Raw genomic sequence first — 16,452 nt, 5'->3', positions numbered from 1 at the left:
CTTTTTTTATTTATGATTGATGAATTCTGATTTATAGATGGTTGGATAATCGGGATCAGTCCGAAAATTGGACTTTATTAGAAGTTTATCGGACGATTTTATCGATAGATTGAATAGAAAAACGTAATTTTGCAAACGAAAAAATCAATGTACTCCCCCCGAAAAAGAGCGTCATTGATTCATACAGACCTTTAATTAATTTAACTATTTGTGATATGTTAACACAGATCATTAATGCACGCATCCTGACGCCTCAAGGTTGGCTGAAGGATGGGTCAGTTCTTATTCGCGATAACAAAATTCTGGAAGTAACCAATTGTGACCTTGCCATTATCGGAGCCAAACTGATTGATGCCAAAGGAATGTATATTGTTCCGGGCGGTGTAGAAATCCATGTTCATGGTGGCGGTGGAAGAGACTTTATGGAAGGCACCGAAGAGGCTTTCCGGACAGCAATCAAGGCTCACATGCAGCATGGTACCACCAGTATTTTTCCTACCCTTTCTTCTTCTACCATTCCGATGATCCGTGCAGCTGCGGCAACTACCGAAAAAATGATGGCGGAGCCCAATAGCCCTGTACTCGGGCTTCATCTGGAAGGACATTATTTCAATATAGACATGGCAGGCGGACAGATTCCGGAAAATATCAAAGATCCCGATCCCGAAGAATATATTCCGTTGTTGGAAGAAACACGCTGTATCAAACGTTGGGATGCCGCACCGGAACTTCCCGGAGCCATGCAATTCGGTAAATATATCACGGCAAAAGGTGTACTGGCTTCGGTAGGACATACCCAGGCAGAATTTGAGGATATACAGACGGCTTATGAGGCGGGATATACGCATGCCACTCATTTTTATAACGCGATGCCCGGTTTCCATAAACGGAAAGAGTACAAGTATGAAGGTACAGTAGAAAGTATTTATCTGATTGATGATATGACAGTGGAAGTGGTGGCTGATGGTATTCATGTACCTCCGACGATCTTGCGTCTTGTCTATAAGATAAAAGGAGTGGAACGCACTTGCCTGATAACGGATGCGTTGGCTTGTGCCGCCAGTGATAGTCAGGTTGCCTTTGACCCGCGTGTGATTATTGAGGATGGAGTTTGTAAGTTGGCAGACCATTCAGCCTTGGCCGGGAGTGTTGCAACGATGGATCGTTTGATTCGTACCATGGTGCAAAAGGCGGAAATTCCTTTGGAAGATGCCGTAAGAATGGCTTCCGAAACTCCTGCACGGATTATGGGAGTGCTCGACCGTAAAGGAACGCTGGAGCGTGGCAAGGATGCTGATATAATTGCCTTGGACAGAGACTTGAACGTGAGAGCCGTATGGGCAATGGGAGAATTGGTGGAAGGCACCAACAAACTGTTTTAAATCTAATAAATAACAAAGACTATGTTGACTCAAATAATAAACGGAAGAATACTTACTCCGCAAGGCTGGTTGAAAGATGGTTCCGTATTGGTTTGTGATGGAAAAATATTAGAGGTAACTAATAGTGATTTAGCGGTTATCGGTGCAACGGTTATTGATGCCAGAGGGATGACGATAGTGCCCGGATTCGTAAGTATGCATGCACATGGAGGTGGTGGGCATGATTATACGGAAGCAACGGAAGAGGCTTTCCGCACCGCAACCAATGCACATCTGAAACATGGTGCTACCGGTATATTTCCTACTTTGTCCTCTACTTCATTCGAAAGAATCTACCAGGCAGTCGATGTATGTGAGCATTTGATGAAAGAGAAGGATTCTCCGATTCTCGGTCTGCATATCGAAGGCCCATATCTGAATCCGAAGATGGCGGGTACGCAGTATGACGGTTTTCTGAAAACTCCGGATGAAAATGAATATATTCCTTTGTTGGAGCGTACGTCTTGTATCAGACGTTGGGATATTAGTCCCGAACTGCCCGGTGCACATGATTTTGCAAAGTATACCCATTCGAAAGGAATTATGACTGCTGTTACACATACCGAAGCCGAATACGATGAAATTAAAGCTGCATTTGCAGTAGGATTTTCTCATGCTGCTCATTTTTATAATGCGATGCCGGGTTTCCATAAACGTCGTGAATATAAATATGAGGGTACAGTGGAAAGTGTGTATCTGACGGATGGAATGACTGTGGAAGTGATAGCGGATGGTATTCACTTGCCTGCCACTATCCTGAAACTGGTTTATAAGTTGAAAGGCGTGGAGAATACCTGTCTTGTTACCGATGCTTTGGCGTATGCCGCTTATGAAGGGAATGAACCGATTGATTCTCGTTATATCATAGAGGATGGCGTATGCAAGATGGCGGATCATTCTGCGTTGGCCGGTAGTTTGGCTACGATGGATGTGTTGGTTCGCACCATGGTAAAGAAAGCCAATATTCCTTTGGAAGATGCCGTGCGTATGGCTTCTGAAACTCCTGCCCGTTTAATTGGAGTAAGTGATCGTAAAGGGGCGTTGGCAAAGGGTAAGGATGCTGATATTGTGATTCTTGACAAAGAACTGAATGTACGTTGCGTATGGTCAATGGGAAAGATCGTTCCGGGAACTGATATTCTGTTGCATAAATAATCATTGAAATTCTAATCTGATATTGAGAGGCTTATAGTCGTTTTTCCCGTTTTTTCCTGTTATATACAAACAGTAGATGTAATATGAAAATAAATTATTTCATTGTGAAAAATAAAAAACAGATAGTATAGAATAAAGATAGTTGGAGATTAAAAGAAACGGTGGACAGTGTTGAGGATGTTCACCGTTTTTATTATTAGGTTATGTTCTCATCTATTGCAAGATTATTGATCGTGCATCTGGGATAATTATCCCTTTGCTTCCTGATACATAAAGCGTTTGATTGACTTTTTCGCAGTCTTTTCAAATTCTTCGAAATGGATCTTTATCTTGCTTATTTGAGAATAGCTAGGAAGCTGCTGATTCAACTCGATACGGTTTTGTTCCATCACTTTCTGAATATCTGTTTGTTGCAATCCATGAGCGAAAGCATCATCGAAATCCGGATAGATCATTGCTACCAGCTTTTCGTGCTGCAAGACAATCAGAGATTCCGCAACATACGGCATATTATTCAACTTGCTTTCAATTTCTTCCGGATAAATGTTCTGTCCGCTAGAAGTGAGGAGCAGGTTTTTGCTACGTCCGCGAACTGTTACATAACCTTCTTCATCCACCGTGCCGAGATCGCCGGTGTGCAGCCAGCCGTTAGTATCGATAATTTGCGCGGTAGCTTCCGGATTTTTATAATAGCCCAGCATCATGTTCATTCCTCTACATACGATTTCTCCGGCATGCGTTTCCGGATCCGGCGAGTCAATACGGACTTCCATCCGGTTGGTTGCTTTTCCGCAAGAAGCGAGTTTCAGCGTTTCCCAACGGCTGGAGCAAATAATCGGACCACATTCGGTCATACCGTAAGCGACTGTGTAGGGGAATCCTATCTTTTTAAGAAAAGCCTCAACTTCAGCATTGAAAGGGGCACCTCCGATAATAATCTCGTCAAAGTTTCCACCGAAAATCTCCATGGCAGCCTGCCGTGCCAGCGATTTGATTTTATCGTTCACAATAGGCACTTTAAGCAATAACTTACCTATTGTGCTGTCTACTTTAGGGAGAATATCTTTCTTAATAATCTTTTCCACAATCAATGGCACACAAGAGATCACTCTTGGCTTGATTTCAGAGAAAGATTGAGAAATGATTTTCGGAGACGGCATACGCGTCAGGAAATAGATGTGCGCACCTGCAGAAAATCCGTAAAGGAAATCATATACCATACCGAATACATGCCCCATAGGCAACATGGAAACGATATGATCGCCCGGTTTAACGGGAAGCATCTCGAAGCAGTAAGTCACATTCGACCAAAGGCTACGATAGGGGAGCATCACTCCTTTAGAGTAACCTGTGGTACCGGAAGTATAATTGATAATGGCCAGTTCTTCAGGATGATCCTTCCGGTAGCAAATGTGTTCTGGACGGAAGTTCTTGGGATATTGCCGACCATATATTGCATTCCGGTGTTCAAAAGCATAAGTGAGTTTCTCGTTGCGTGATACTAATGGTGAGAAATCTGTTAGTGAAGCAATACCTTCTAAAAAAGGCATGGCGTCCTCATTCAAATTTTCCCAAACTCGGTCACCGACAAAAAGTAATTTGGCTTCGGAATGGTTGACGATATTATGAATATTATCTGCTTTGAATTCATGCAAGATGGGAACAATAACGGCTCCATAAGTAATTGTTGCCAAGAAAGTAACTGCCCAATGAGCACTGTTACGTCCGCAGACAGCTATTTTATCTCCCGGCTGGATGCCCGCACTTTCCAAGACGATGTGAAATTTAGCGATTTTACGCGCTACATCTTTATATTGAAGGGTAATTCCTTTATAGTCAGTTAAGGCATCCTTGTCCCAGTTTTTGATGATGCTTTGCTCAATATAATCAATGAACTGATGTTCTTGTTCCATTCGATTTTTGCACATTTAGTTTAAAACTGCGCAAAATTAATACTTCGCTGATGTTAACCGCATTTTAAATTCAAGTTTTACGGTTAATTAACGGAGAGGAATGAACAATTCTTACGGCTTGCAAAAGCGCTTTCGTGTTTCTTCCTTAAAGCTAGTCTGTTGCTTTATTTAAAACATTTCGTCTCTACGCATGAATGAGAAACGGGTGTCTTGTGAGGACAAGAGGTTTCATGCGTGGAGACGAATCAGTTATAGTGTATAGAATCAATCTTTTCGGGGGTTAGTCAGAATCAGTCTCTTCTTCTTTTGATTTTTCGGAGATAAGCAGCAGTTTATCTCCTTCATGCAGTTTTAGCGTTCCGTTGGGAATCAGGAATTCATCTCCACGCTTCACAATCATTACCAGTGTGCCTTTCGGGAGATTCATATCTTTCAATGTATCCGCTTTTTCCAGCATGTTTCTGGTGATGGTCATATCGCTAAGATCAGAGTCTATTTCTTCCGGGAGTTCTACTCCGAAATCATTTCCTGTTTTTTCCAGTGGTTTGGAAAGATTCAAAATCCGGGCTATGAAAGAAATCGTTGTTCCCTGTATCACCAATGACACGATGGTAATAAAGAATACAATGTTGAAGATGAGGTTCGAACCTTCTACGCCCGCCACTACCGGATAGGTGGCAAAGATAATAGGAACTGCACCGCGCAATCCTACCCAGGAGACGAAAATACGTGATTTCATCGTAATTTTCCGGAATGGAAGCAAACAAAGGAATACGCTTAACGGTCGGCCGATAATAATCATAAAGACACCAATTAACATTGCCACGGCAGCTATTTCCAACATTTCATGCGGATTAACAAGCAGTCCTAGGCAAAGGAACATGATGATTTGAAACAACCAAGTCAGTCCGTCCATAAAGGTGTAAATATCCTTACGATGCATGATTTTATTGTTTCCCACCATGATACCGGCGATATATACGGCAAGGTATCCGTTACCTTTCAATAAGTCAGTGATGGAGAACGTGAAAAATACAAATGCAAGTAATAAGATAGGATATAAGGCCTGATTGTCAATATTGAGCTTATTCAACATTCGGATTGCGAGCTTTCCAAGTGCATATCCGGCAGCCGCACCGACGATAAACTGGATGGCAAAAGAACCGACTATGGCTCCGGCTCCCATACCAGACGACTGAATGAACTGTATCAGGACAATGGTAAGCATATACGCCATCGGGTCATTACTTCCGCTCTCTAGTTCCAGCATGGGACGAAGGTTGTGCTTTAAATTCATCTTCTGTGAACGGAGAATGGCGAACACTGAAGCCGAGTCCGTAGATGACATGGTAGAAGCCAAAAGTAGGGAAGTGGTGATAGGCAAATAAATATTAGACCAGCTCATACCTGATATCCACCAGATAAAGAGCCCGGTGAAAAGAGCTGTGAGTAATACGCCGACAGTAGAAAGCACAATACCGGGACCTAAAATAGGTTTTATTTCTCTGAATTTCGTATCCATACCTCCCGAGAAAAGGATAATGCTAAGGGCAACCATACCGATAAACTGCGCTTCTTTCGCATTGTGGAATTGCAGACCGAGACCGTCACTCCCAAACAACATTCCTACTACGAGGAATAATAATAAAGTAGGTACTCCGAAGCGATATCCGGTTTTTCCCACAACAATGCTGACGAAAAGTAAGATAGAGCCGATAAGTAAAGTGTTTTCTGCTGTAAATATCATAGGCAATATATTATAAAGTTTTAAAGTTGTCGTTTTAATTCTCACCGTGCGAAGTTACACATTATTAACAACAAATAAAACCTCTTTTTAGATGTATTTTTGTGAAAAGAGGGAGTTAAATTGTCTAAAAAGACTAATTTTGCAGAGATTAATCTACTATTATACTTATGGATTCAAATAATCTTACACCTTTGAGGAAAGGGGTGGTGGGAGTACAATTCTTGTTTGTGGCTTTCGGAGCTACGGTACTTGTCCCATTATTGGTGGGGCTCGATCCTTCGACAGCTCTGTTTACAGCAGGTATCGGAACGCTCATTTTTCATGCTGTTACGCGTGGAAAGGTTCCTATCTTTTTGGGAAGTAGTTTTGCATTTATTGCGCCTATCATTAAAGCGACAGAACTTTATGGGTTGCCTGGCGCTTTATCCGGCATGGTTGGAGTTGCATTAGTTTACTTTGTGATGAGTGCGCTTGTCAAATGGCAGGGAGTGCGGGTGATTGAACGGCTGTTTCCTCCTGTTGTCATAGGACCTGTCATTATTCTGATAGGTTTGTCATTGGCGGGAACAGGAGTGAATATGGCAAAAGAGAACTGGGTGCTGGCTCTGCTTTCGCTGTTGACTGCGGTTATTGTTTCGATGAAAGCTAAAGGACTTTTGAAGCTGATACCTATTTTCTGTGGGATTGTAGTGGGGTATTTGGCTGCATGGATCTTCTATGGTTTGGATTTGTCCGGTGTCAGAGATGCCGCTTGGATTGGATTGCCGCAGTTTGTCTTTCCTAAATTCTCATGGGAGCCGGTGTTGTTTATGATTCCGGTAGCTATTGCTCCGGTGATAGAGCATATTGGTGATGTCTATGTGGTGAATACGGTTACGGGAAAAGATTTCGTAAAAGACCCGGGATTGCATCGCACCTTATTGGGGGATGGTTTGGCTTGTCTCTGTGCCGGATTGCTGGGAGGTCCTCCTGTGACTACTTATTCGGAAGTGACAGGAGCCATGTCATTAACAAAGATCACCAATCCGCAAGTGGTACGAATAGCTGCCGTCTCTGCTATTTTATTCTCCGTTATCGGTAAAATCAGCGCATTACTAAGATCCATACCTAGTGCGGTATTGGGTGGGATCATGCTGCTGCTTTTCGGAACGATTGCCTGTGCAGGTATTGCTAATCTCGTGAATAACTGCATTGATTTGAGCCGTACAAGAAATATTGTTATTGTGTCTTTGACGCTGACTGTCGGGATTGGTGGCGCTGCTTTTAGCTGGGGTGATTTTTCATTGTCCGGCATCGGTCTGGCAGCTTTGGTAGGAGTAGTTCTCAATTTGATATTGCCCAAAGAAGATTAAAAAAGAAACTAGAGTTATATAATCAAAGAAGCCTTGATTTCTTCATGCAAAGCTATGGGATAATTGTGGCGTCTCTACGGGGAGGCAGCAGTATCCTTACGTGGAAACTGTAGTTTCCTGCTTTGGGAACTCTTGTTTCCTACCGTAGGAACTCCCGTTTCTTGCCGTGGAAACTACAGTTTCTAATGCTGGAAACTACAGTTTCCCGCCTGGAAACAGGAAATTAATTGAACTTTAAAATAAACGTTGTCTCTTTCTCTCGTAGTAATGTAAGGCTTCCTCCCGAAAGGCGCATGATTTGGCGTGAAATGTTAAGCCCGATTCCGCTGCCACCTTCTTTGGTAGTGAAGAAAGGAATAAAGATATGTTCTGCTATTTCCGACGGGATTTCGGGTCCATTGTTCTTTATCTCAATCCATATTTCTTCCATGTCATTGCAGGACGCCTTCAACTCAATTTTCCCATCCGGCTGATTGCCGATTGCTTGAATTGCGTTCTTTAAAAGATTGATAACTACTTGTGAAATAAGATTCTCATCTGCATATACAATTAAGTCCGCAGGAGTAATCTCTACATGAATGGTATTGATGCGATAGAGCAAATCTTCCCGAAATTCACCTTTGACTACCATCTCTTGCAGATTCCGGTTGATTGCGCATATCAGTCGGATATGAATGGGAATCGGCGTGTTGCTTCCCACTCTCACAATGCTTCGTCGTTGGAGGACGGTCAGTAGCTTTGCTTGCAGGTGATAAGGCAGGTTGCCTATTTCATCGAGAAACAGCGTACTGTTATCGGCAGCCTCAAGTTCTCCGATCCGGTCAGTGTGTGCGTCGGTGAAAGAACCTTTTACGTGTCCGAAAAGCTCGCTTTCAAATAAAGACGCTGTGATAGTCCCCATATCCACTGCAATCATTTCTTTGTATTTGCGGTTGGAAAGGAGATGAATCTCTCGTGCCAGCACTTCCTTCCCCGTTCCGTTTTCGCCTGTTATCAGGATGATAGCCAGTTCGATGTCGGCATAAGCCGTAAAAAGTACGACCGGAAGTTCCGGACGTACTTTCTTTATTTCATGCAACTAGAATAAACCTTCATTACCGGTGTTGATGCCTGATGTGAAATTCATATCCAGCAGAATTACTTCCGGTGCTTCCTCCCTTATGACACTGGACAGGGTGGTAGGCGAGGAGAGTGTGACGATCTTGGAAAAGTAATTTTTCAAAAGGATTTGTATGGCAGTCAGTACTCCTTTATTATCGTCTACAGTGATGATTATTCCTGATTTATTCATTTTCGTTCAAGTTTGTAATGCGCAAACTTACGAAAAAGTAAGTTATAAATCATAAATCATGAATTCTTTTATAGCCACTGGAACTTCAATCCGAATGATAAACTAAGATAATCACGCGGACGGAGATAGCTATTGGTTGCGGCACTGATGACATAAAGGTCACACGTGCTTATTTCATAGAAAAAGGTCACGGACTTGGCCAAAAATCTGCGTTGCGGGTCAATATCATAGGTCAGGCGTTGTCCCATGAAAATATGAAAACGTATCTTGCTGGAGAATCCATAATAACCTTTGGGATAACGCTCCGGCTCATTCACCCAGAACTGGTTGCCAAATACGGTATTCATATAAAGCCCACAGGTAAGAGGCTCTGTAGAGAAGCCTTTTCCAATATTAATGCTCCAGGGCATATAGTTCTGTTTGAGCGTCATGGTCATTTTAGCTTTCTTTGAAGAATACTTTGGGATAAATCCAAATAGTATATCCGTTTCCCACTGGTTGTGTTTTCCATAATCCCATCCCGTACCGAAAGAGAGTAATCCCATATTTCCGGCATATTGTATTTTGGAGTGTGTCGGGATAATCCGTTCCCAATTTCTACGGAAACGGTGAATCCGGTTATCGTAGTGACTGTGTTTGACCTGCTTCGGTGCAACCGGCAATACAGAGTCCGCTCTGATGATCGTAAATATAGAATCTCCTGTGCGAAAAGTGATAATTGAATCATCATTGATAATGAAATGGAGTGAATCATTCTCGTACGAGTTGATGATTGTATCTGTTTTGCAAGTAGCTGAAATCAGACCAGGAAGTAACAGAAGTATGGATAATACTCCTGCGCGCAAGATATAGTTAGTATTTAACCAGTTCATATTCATATTTTTCCGGAGTTATTGTAAATACCAGATAAGCACGGAGATCCATGCAATCACTGGTAACATAATGTATTCCATCATCAAAAATCACGTCATCCTGAAAGTGATGTGTGTGGGCAGCTGTACAAAACTGTATTCCCGGGTATTGTTTGACATAATGTTGGAATACTTTTGCCACATTATCATTGAATACATCTGTGTGGGGGCGTGCGTGCATACTAATGACCGTTTTTTTGAATTCGTCCTGTCTGTTCGTTAATTCTTGTTCCATAAATGTGAAGTTCGGCACCGGCTCAGAGTAGTCATACTCCAGTGCATTGGTGTTCAGACAGATAAATTTGACGTTGCCTGCAACGAAAGAGAAGTTAGTGGGACCGAATACTGCCTTGTATGTTTTTGCTCCCGTTCCCAAACAATCATGGTTGCCGATAAGGACTACATAAGGCACGTTAAGTCCGTTCATGATATCCCTTTGCCAGAGAAACTCTTTGGTTAGTCCGAAGTCACTCATATCCCCTCCGTGAATAACGAAGTCGATATCATTCCGTTTATTAATCTCTTTCACGAAATCTTCCGTTTCATCGTACCATCGTTGCGAGTCGCCCATAGTCACAAAGCGTATGGTCGTTTTACCTTGGCAGTTTGCTTCTATTCTTTCGATATTATGTGCGTTGACCTCTGTTTCGCCGCTGATACGAACGTCGTATGGATGGTAATCTATCATGCCGCATCCGGAAAGTAAAAAGCACGATAAGAATACATATACACTCTTTCTCATCATAATTATTTTGTTTATAGTCTAGAAAACTAAATGCAAATGTAAAGTTTTCTATTTGGATGGACAATCGGCTAACAGGCAAATAGGACTCTTTGAACAATAAATGGGAGATATGGAACAGTATCCGATTGGAGATGAAAATGCCAACCATACATTTGATGTCCGCTTGAAAGAACTATATAAGGAGAATCTGAAACCTCTGAACGAGTTTGTAGTAAACACCTATCCGAAGCGCTACTGTTTCTTATTTTGCAGGTCAGGCGTGGCTCGATCAATTTGCCGAGATTGATTTGAATCCATTGCTTTTTGCTGCTACTGCCTTGTTCGTCCGATAGCCATCGGTCTTACGCCATGTCCGATGAAGATACTATCAATATAGATAAAAGTAATTGTCATTTCGATAATCGCAGGAATGGAATATTGTAACAGCAATTTGCCGATACGTTCTTTACCTAAAATATGTGGGTCGTTTTTGCTCATGTGCCAGTAGATTTTGTTGGATAAAAACGTATGTTACGTTTTTTTTAGCTTTGCAAAGGTACGAATTATTTGCCTGATTCGATGATTATTCGGAACTTTGCAGAGATAGATACACAAGGTTTAATGTTTTAGGTAAAAAGATAGTTTAATATGGATACAACAAAAGCAATTGCAGTACTCTTCGACTTTGACGGTGTCATCATGGATACAGAAACGCAGTACACTGTTTTTTGGGACGAGCAAGGACGGAAATTTCTGAATGAAGAAGATTTCGGACGTCGTATTAAGGGACAGACGCTATCGCAAATCTATGAAAAGTATTTCGCGGACAAACCCGAAGCACAGCTCGAAATAAGCGCTGAGCTCAATGTTTATGAGAAAAAGATGTCTTACGAATATATCCCCGGAGTAGAAGCTTTCATAGCCGATCTTCGCCGGAACGGTGCTAAGATAGCCGTAGTCACCAGCTCCAATGAAGAGAAGATGGCAAACGTCTACAATGCCCATCCCGAATTTAAAGGAATGGTAGACCGTATTCTGACAGGAGAAATGTTTGCCCGTTCAAAACCCGCTCCTGACTGCTTTCTGCTAGGAATGGAAATCTTTGAAGCCACCCCCGAAAACTCCTACGTTTTTGAGGATTCTTTCCACGGCCTGCAAGCCGGCATGACTTCCGGGGCAACCGTAATCGGACTTGCCACCACCAACTCACGCGAAGCCATCACCGGAAAAGCCCATTCTATAATAGACGACTTCACCGGAATGACATACGAAAAATTGATTTCTTTCCATAAATAATGACTTTATCTTTAAATAAACAGTGAGCCACTCATCCTTTCAAATGCCTTCCAACTATCTAAGCGAAGCATTTGAAAGGATTTTTTGCTTTTCCTTCCCAGTTATGAATTAAATGTTATAACTTTGCCGCAATTTTTGAAAGCGTTCAAATGCGCAGACATCAATGACATAAATCATAATTCATAAATCATAAATTAAAAAGACATGGCTGGTTATATATCAGATGACACAAGAAAGGTGACTACTCATCGCTTGGTTGAAATGAAACAGAGAGGCGAAAAAATATCTATGCTGACTGCGTATGATTACACAATGGCACAGATTGTAGACGGTGCAGGAATGGACGTAATCCTGGTAGGCGACTCCGCTTCTAATGTAATGGCAGGTAACGTGACTACATTACCTATCACGCTTGACCAAATGATTTATCATGCCAAATCCGTAGTACGTGGTGTAAAGCGTGCGATGGTGGTAGTTGATATGCCTTTCGGATCTTATCAGGGCAATGAGATGGAGGGACTTGCTTCCGCTATCCGCATCATGAAAGAAAGTCACGCTGACGCATTGAAGCTCGAAGGCGGTGAAGAAATCATCGACACGGTGAAACGTATTGTATGTGCCGGTATTCCTGTGATGGGACATTTGGGACTCATGCCTCAATCCATTAACAAATATGGAACCTATACCGTACGTGCCAAAGACGAAGCCGAAGCCGACAAACTGATTCGCGACGCTCATTTATTGGAAGAAGCAGGCTGTTTTGCCATTGTACTCGAAAAAATCCCCGCTACCCTTGCAGAGCGTGTAGCTTCCGAACTCACTATTCCCATCATTGGAATCGGTGCTGGCGGTCACGTAGACGGTCAGGTATTGGTTGTTCAGGACATGCTTGGCATGAACAACGGATTCCGTCCGCGTTTCTTGCGTCGTTATGCTGACTTGTACACGGTGATGACCGACGCCATTAGCCGTTACGTTTCTGACGTGAAGAATTGCTACTTCCCCAACGAGAAGGAACAATATTAAGATAGTATATGGCAGTTAAATTGTGGACAGTTCATTTTATGCGGATATGTGTAGCTAATTTGCTGTTGTTTATATCCTTGTATGTGTTATTTCCGGTACTATCCGTAGAGATGGCCGACCGTCTCGGAGTGCCGGTCGTACAGACTGGAGTAATCTTTCTTTTTGTCACCTTGGGGATGTTCCTCATCGGTCCTTTCCATGCCTATCTGGTAGATGCCTACAAACGTAAATACGTATGTATGTTTGCTGCTGCCCTGATGGTAGTGGCGACGATTGGGTACACTTTTGTGACGAACTTCACAGAACTAATCCTGTTGAGCACCGTGCAAGGACTGGCCTTTGGCATAGGCACTACTGCTGGTATTACTTTGGCTATCGATATCACTAGCTCCACATTACGAAGCGCGGGAAATGTCAACTTCTCGTGGATGGCACGCTTGGGAATGATCGTGGGTGTTATCCTCGGAGTTTGGCTCTATCAAAGCTACACATTTCACAACCTGCTTACTGTATCTGTCATAACCGGAGCTGTGGGAATTCTTGTGTTGTCGGGGGTATATGTACCTTTCCGTGCACCGATTGTCACAAAACTCTATTCCTTCGACCGCTTTTTATTGCTTCGTGGATGGGTTCCCGCTATCAATCTGATTCTGATAACATTCGTTTCGGGTTTACTGATTCCATTGTTACATCCTTTTCTAAACGATTTCGTACTCGGAAACATAGGAATCCCTGTACCATTCTTTGTCGGCACAGCCTTTGGATATATTGTCTCTTTGTTCTTTGCGCGCCTATTCTTTTTCAAAGACAAAACGTTGCGCTTGATCATTATGGGAATCGGGTTAGAAATGGTATCCATCTTCTTATTGAATACAGATCTTTCAATAAGCATCTCTTCCGTACTTTTGGGATTGGGTTTAGGTTTAACCATGCCGGAATTTCTGGTGATATTTGTGAAACTATCCCATCATTGCCAACGCGGTACAGCTAATACAACCCATTTGCTGGCAAGTGAAGTCGGAATCTCCATGGGCATCGCTACTGCGTGCTACATGGAACTGGACACTGACAAGATGCTCCATACCGGACAGATGGTAGCTTCTATCGCTTTGCTGTTTTTCGTATTGGTCACTTATCCTTATTATATAAAGAAGAAGGTAAGATAGATCATCAACGGGAGGTACAGGGTATACAACCTATTGGAAAGAAGAGAAACAAATAGCAGACAGCCATCGGCAAACCATAAAACGACGAACGGTGAACAATTTGCGCATCCTGCTGCAAATGTTCACCGTTCACTGTTTTTATTTCTTTGCCGTAATTATTACTAATTCCTGCTCACTTGTTTTACTCCCTTCACCGTCCGTAATTTCTTGATAAGAGCCTCCAAACGCCCCGTATCACCTACCATTACCGTCAGTGTGCCAGAGAACAACCCATCGTTCGAATCAATACCGATGGAACGCAACGTGATACCATTTTCTTTCGAGATGATCGAAGTGATATTTGTCACGATACCAATATCATCATGTCCTACAACGCGCAGTGTGATCGGATATTGCGTACCTTCCGACTTACCCGCCCAGCGAGCCTTCACGATGCGGTAGCCGAAACGTTCGCGCATCTGGTTCGCGTTCGGACAATCCGACCGGTGTATCTTGATACCGCCGCTCACCGTTACGAACCCGAACACATCATCGCCATAAATCGGGTTACAACATTTAGCCAGTTTAAACTCCAGTCCTTTCAGATTCTGGTCAATCACCAGTACATCCTCTTTAGATGTCGTTTCCTCCTGTGTAGTCTGCAAATTATACCCTTCGGCACTCCGATAAACAATTTCATCGTGCGTATCGCTGTCCCGTTTTTGTTGTTCGATGTATTTATCTAAAATCTCGTTCACATCCAGTCCGCCATCGGCAATCCGTTGATAAAACTCCGTCACGTTCTTGAATCCCAAACGTTTGATGAGGCGCATCATGGTTGCTTCATCATACTCCAGTTTGCGGTTCTTGAATTTTCGTTCCAGCGTCTCTTTGGCAAACGCATGCTGGCGTGCCACCATCTCTTTGAGCGCCTGCCGTATCTTGGTGCGTGCTTTGGAAGTCGTCACGATATTCAGCCAGTCCTGTTTCGGAGTCTGGGTGTTTGAAGTCATGATCTCCACCTGGTCGCCGCTGTTCAACTTCTGCTTCAACTGCACGTTCTTGCCGTTCACTTTCGCGCCGATACACTTGCATCCCAACTTACTATGTATATGGAAAGCAAAATCAAGCACTGTAGCCCCTTTAGCCAGCTTGAACAAATCCCCCTTGGGCGTAAAGACAAACACTTCATCCTCGTAGAGATCCATCTTAAACTGATCCATCACCTTCATCGAGTCGTTGTCCGCGTTCTCTAACGCTTCTCGCACGGAAGTCAGCCACTCGTCCAAGCCCGTTTCTCCTTTGATACCTTTATATCTCCAGTGCGCAGCCAGTCCACGTTCCGCGATCTCGTCCATCCGTCGGGTACGTATCTGCACTTCCACCCATTTCCCTTCCGGGCCCATCACGGTGATGTGCAACGACTCGTAACCATTACTCTTCGGTATTGAAAGCCAGTCGCGCAGACGCTTCGGGTTTGGCTGGTACATATCCGTCACAATCGAATACACTTGCCAGCACTCCTGTTTCTCCTTCGCCGGATCCGGTTCCGAATCCAGGATGATACGAATGGCGAACAAGTCATAAATCCCCTCGAAAGGAGTCTTTTGCTTTTGAATCTTATTCCATATCGAATGAATTGACTTCGTGCGTCCCTTGATGTCGAACTTCAGTCCCGCTTCTGTCACTTTCTGTTGGATCGGTTCGATAAAAGCGGCGATATATTTGTCGCGGGAAGCTTTCGTTTCGTTCAGTTTATCCTTGATGAAATAATACGTTTCTTTCTGTGTATATTTGAGAGACAAGTCCTCCAGTTCCGATTTCAGCTTATATAATCCTAGTTTGTGCGCTAGCGGAGCATACAGATATGCTGCTTCGTTTGCTACCTTGAGCCGGTCCTCCTCGTTGCCCATATCCTTTATTTTGCGCATCATGTTCACGCGGTCGGCAATCATAATCAGGATTACGCGCATATCCTCTGCAAACGAAAGAAGCAGATTACGGAAATTCTCCGACTCGATGGCAGGGCTTTTGGCATACAACTCGTTCGTCTTCACCAATCCTTTGATGATGCTTGCCACGTCTTCACCATATTCGGCGCTCACTTCGTTGATAGACAATACATGCCCCTTTACGATTTCGTGCAACATGATCCCGATGAGGCACGAACCTTTCATTCCAATTTCCTCGGCAACGATCACTGCCGTTTGTAAATCTCTGATGACGGGATTCATCCCGAAGTTATTGCGTTGCAGACCGTTACATAGGACCGCCTTGATTAGATGTTTCTTTAACTTTTGGCAATCTTTCCAGAAAATACTGTCTCCGGCAGACTGCAATAAATGCCGATAGAGTGAAAAAAGCTCCTTTTTTTCCTCCAATGTAAAAAAGTCGTCCATATTCAATCTTGTTAATTCGATGTAAAGTTACTTTTTTTCTCGGTTATTCGGCAAGAAGTAAATAACATTTTG

The 16,452-nt window shown here is 43.1% G+C and carries 12 protein-coding genes and 3 pseudogenes; 7 read left to right on the top strand and 8 right to left on the bottom strand.

From position 1 onward, the window contains the following. Positions 1 to 215 precede the first annotated feature (215 nt). Together nagA (A4V03_RS09550) and nagA (A4V03_RS09545) are read left to right on the top strand one after the other, a co-directional pair. On the top strand, positions 216 to 1,382 hold the full coding sequence (gene nagA, locus A4V03_RS09550) for an N-acetylglucosamine-6-phosphate deacetylase (RefSeq protein WP_065538717.1): 1,167 nt from the start codon (positions 216 to 218) through the stop codon (positions 1,380 to 1,382). Positions 1,383 to 1,403: 21 nt separating this feature from the next. After that, a complete protein-coding gene (nagA, locus tag A4V03_RS09545; protein WP_065538716.1) occupies positions 1,404 to 2,576 on the top strand; it encodes an N-acetylglucosamine-6-phosphate deacetylase in 1,173 nt (390 codons plus the stop codon). A gap of 248 nt (positions 2,577 to 2,824) precedes the next feature. On the opposite strand, the gene A4V03_RS09540 is transcribed toward nagA (A4V03_RS09545), so the two are convergent. Both A4V03_RS09540 and A4V03_RS09535 read right to left on the bottom strand, forming a co-directional pair. Then, on the bottom strand, positions 2,825 to 4,489 hold the full coding sequence (locus A4V03_RS09540) for a long-chain fatty acid--CoA ligase (RefSeq protein WP_065538715.1): 1,665 nt from the start codon (positions 4,487 to 4,489) through the stop codon (positions 2,825 to 2,827). A 280-nt stretch (positions 4,490 to 4,769) separates the two neighbouring features. Further along, positions 4,770 to 6,236, bottom strand: a complete 1,467-nt coding sequence (locus A4V03_RS09535) for a potassium/proton antiporter (RefSeq protein ID WP_065538714.1) — start codon at positions 6,234 to 6,236, stop codon at positions 4,770 to 4,772. 167 nt (positions 6,237 to 6,403) lie between these two features. Between A4V03_RS09535 and A4V03_RS09530 the strand changes: the two genes are divergently transcribed. Next, on the top strand, positions 6,404 to 7,588 hold the full coding sequence (locus A4V03_RS09530; protein WP_065538713.1) for a uracil-xanthine permease family protein: 1,185 nt from the start codon (positions 6,404 to 6,406) through the stop codon (positions 7,586 to 7,588). A gap of 223 nt (positions 7,589 to 7,811) precedes the next feature. Here A4V03_RS09530 and A4V03_RS21660 read toward each other — a convergent pair whose 3' ends face one another. The 4 genes and pseudogenes from A4V03_RS21660 to A4V03_RS09515 form a co-directional block, all read right to left on the bottom strand. After that, the gene (locus tag A4V03_RS21660) at positions 7,812 to 8,114 is read right to left on the bottom strand and encodes an ATP-binding protein (RefSeq protein ID WP_353937933.1); all 303 of its coding nucleotides are present in this window, start codon (positions 8,112 to 8,114) and stop codon (positions 7,812 to 7,814) included. Positions 8,115 to 8,147: 33 nt separating this feature from the next. Beyond that, positions 8,148 to 8,879 (bottom strand): annotated as a pseudogene (locus tag A4V03_RS21655) (sigma-54-dependent transcriptional regulator); the annotation flags it as partial. A gap of 68 nt (positions 8,880 to 8,947) precedes the next feature. Then, entirely contained in the window at positions 8,948 to 9,751 is an 804-nt protein-coding gene (locus A4V03_RS09520) for a hypothetical protein (RefSeq protein WP_084081202.1), read from the bottom strand. Continuing rightward, positions 9,732 to 10,535 (bottom strand): metallophosphoesterase family protein, encoded by an 804-nt coding sequence (locus A4V03_RS09515; RefSeq protein ID WP_065538710.1) that lies wholly within the window; start codon positions 10,533 to 10,535, stop codon positions 9,732 to 9,734. Before A4V03_RS09515 ends, A4V03_RS09520 begins: the two co-directional genes overlap by 20 nt. Before the next feature lie 124 nt (positions 10,536 to 10,659). On the opposite strand from A4V03_RS09515, the pseudogene A4V03_RS09510 reads away from it, so the two are divergent. Further along, positions 10,660 to 10,864: pseudogene (locus A4V03_RS09510) on the top strand (hypothetical protein); the annotation flags it as partial. Here the strand turns inward: A4V03_RS09510 and A4V03_RS20745 are convergent. Continuing rightward, positions 10,863 to 11,012: pseudogene (locus A4V03_RS20745) on the bottom strand (MATE family efflux transporter); the annotation flags it as partial. The pseudogenes A4V03_RS09510 and A4V03_RS20745 overlap by 2 nt on opposite strands. A 150-nt stretch (positions 11,013 to 11,162) precedes the next feature. Between A4V03_RS20745 and A4V03_RS09505 the strand changes: the two are divergent. The 3 genes from A4V03_RS09505 to A4V03_RS09495 all read left to right on the top strand — a co-directional run bounded on the left by A4V03_RS09505 (position 11,163) and on the right by A4V03_RS09495 (position 14,002). Next, positions 11,163 to 11,810 carry an HAD family hydrolase gene (locus A4V03_RS09505; RefSeq protein ID WP_065538708.1) on the top strand — a complete coding sequence of 216 codons (648 nt, stop codon included), beginning with the start codon at positions 11,163 to 11,165 and terminating at the stop codon, positions 11,808 to 11,810. Between the two features lie 204 nt (positions 11,811 to 12,014). Then, positions 12,015 to 12,836 carry a 3-methyl-2-oxobutanoate hydroxymethyltransferase gene (gene panB, locus A4V03_RS09500; RefSeq protein WP_065538707.1) on the top strand — a complete coding sequence of 274 codons (822 nt, stop codon included), beginning with the start codon at positions 12,015 to 12,017 and terminating at the stop codon, positions 12,834 to 12,836. Positions 12,837 to 12,844: 8 nt separating this feature from the next. After that, positions 12,845 to 14,002: an MFS transporter gene (locus A4V03_RS09495; RefSeq protein ID WP_065538706.1), complete on the top strand. Its 1,158-nt coding sequence runs from the start codon at positions 12,845 to 12,847 to the stop codon at positions 14,000 to 14,002. A gap of 161 nt (positions 14,003 to 14,163) precedes the next feature. On the opposite strand, the gene A4V03_RS09490 is transcribed toward A4V03_RS09495, so the two are convergent. After that, complete coding sequence (locus A4V03_RS09490) at positions 14,164 to 16,380, bottom strand: RelA/SpoT family protein (RefSeq protein WP_065538705.1); 2,217 nt, start codon at positions 16,378 to 16,380, stop codon at positions 14,164 to 14,166. Positions 16,381 to 16,452: the final 72 nt, after the last annotated feature.

The sequence above is a fragment of the Bacteroides caecimuris genome, assembly GCF_001688725.2.
In the GTDB taxonomy this organism is placed as follows: domain Bacteria; phylum Bacteroidota; class Bacteroidia; order Bacteroidales; family Bacteroidaceae; genus Bacteroides; species Bacteroides caecimuris.
The sequence above is the reverse complement of the archived record's forward strand: the minus strand, read 5'-3'. Positions and strand labels throughout refer to the sequence as shown.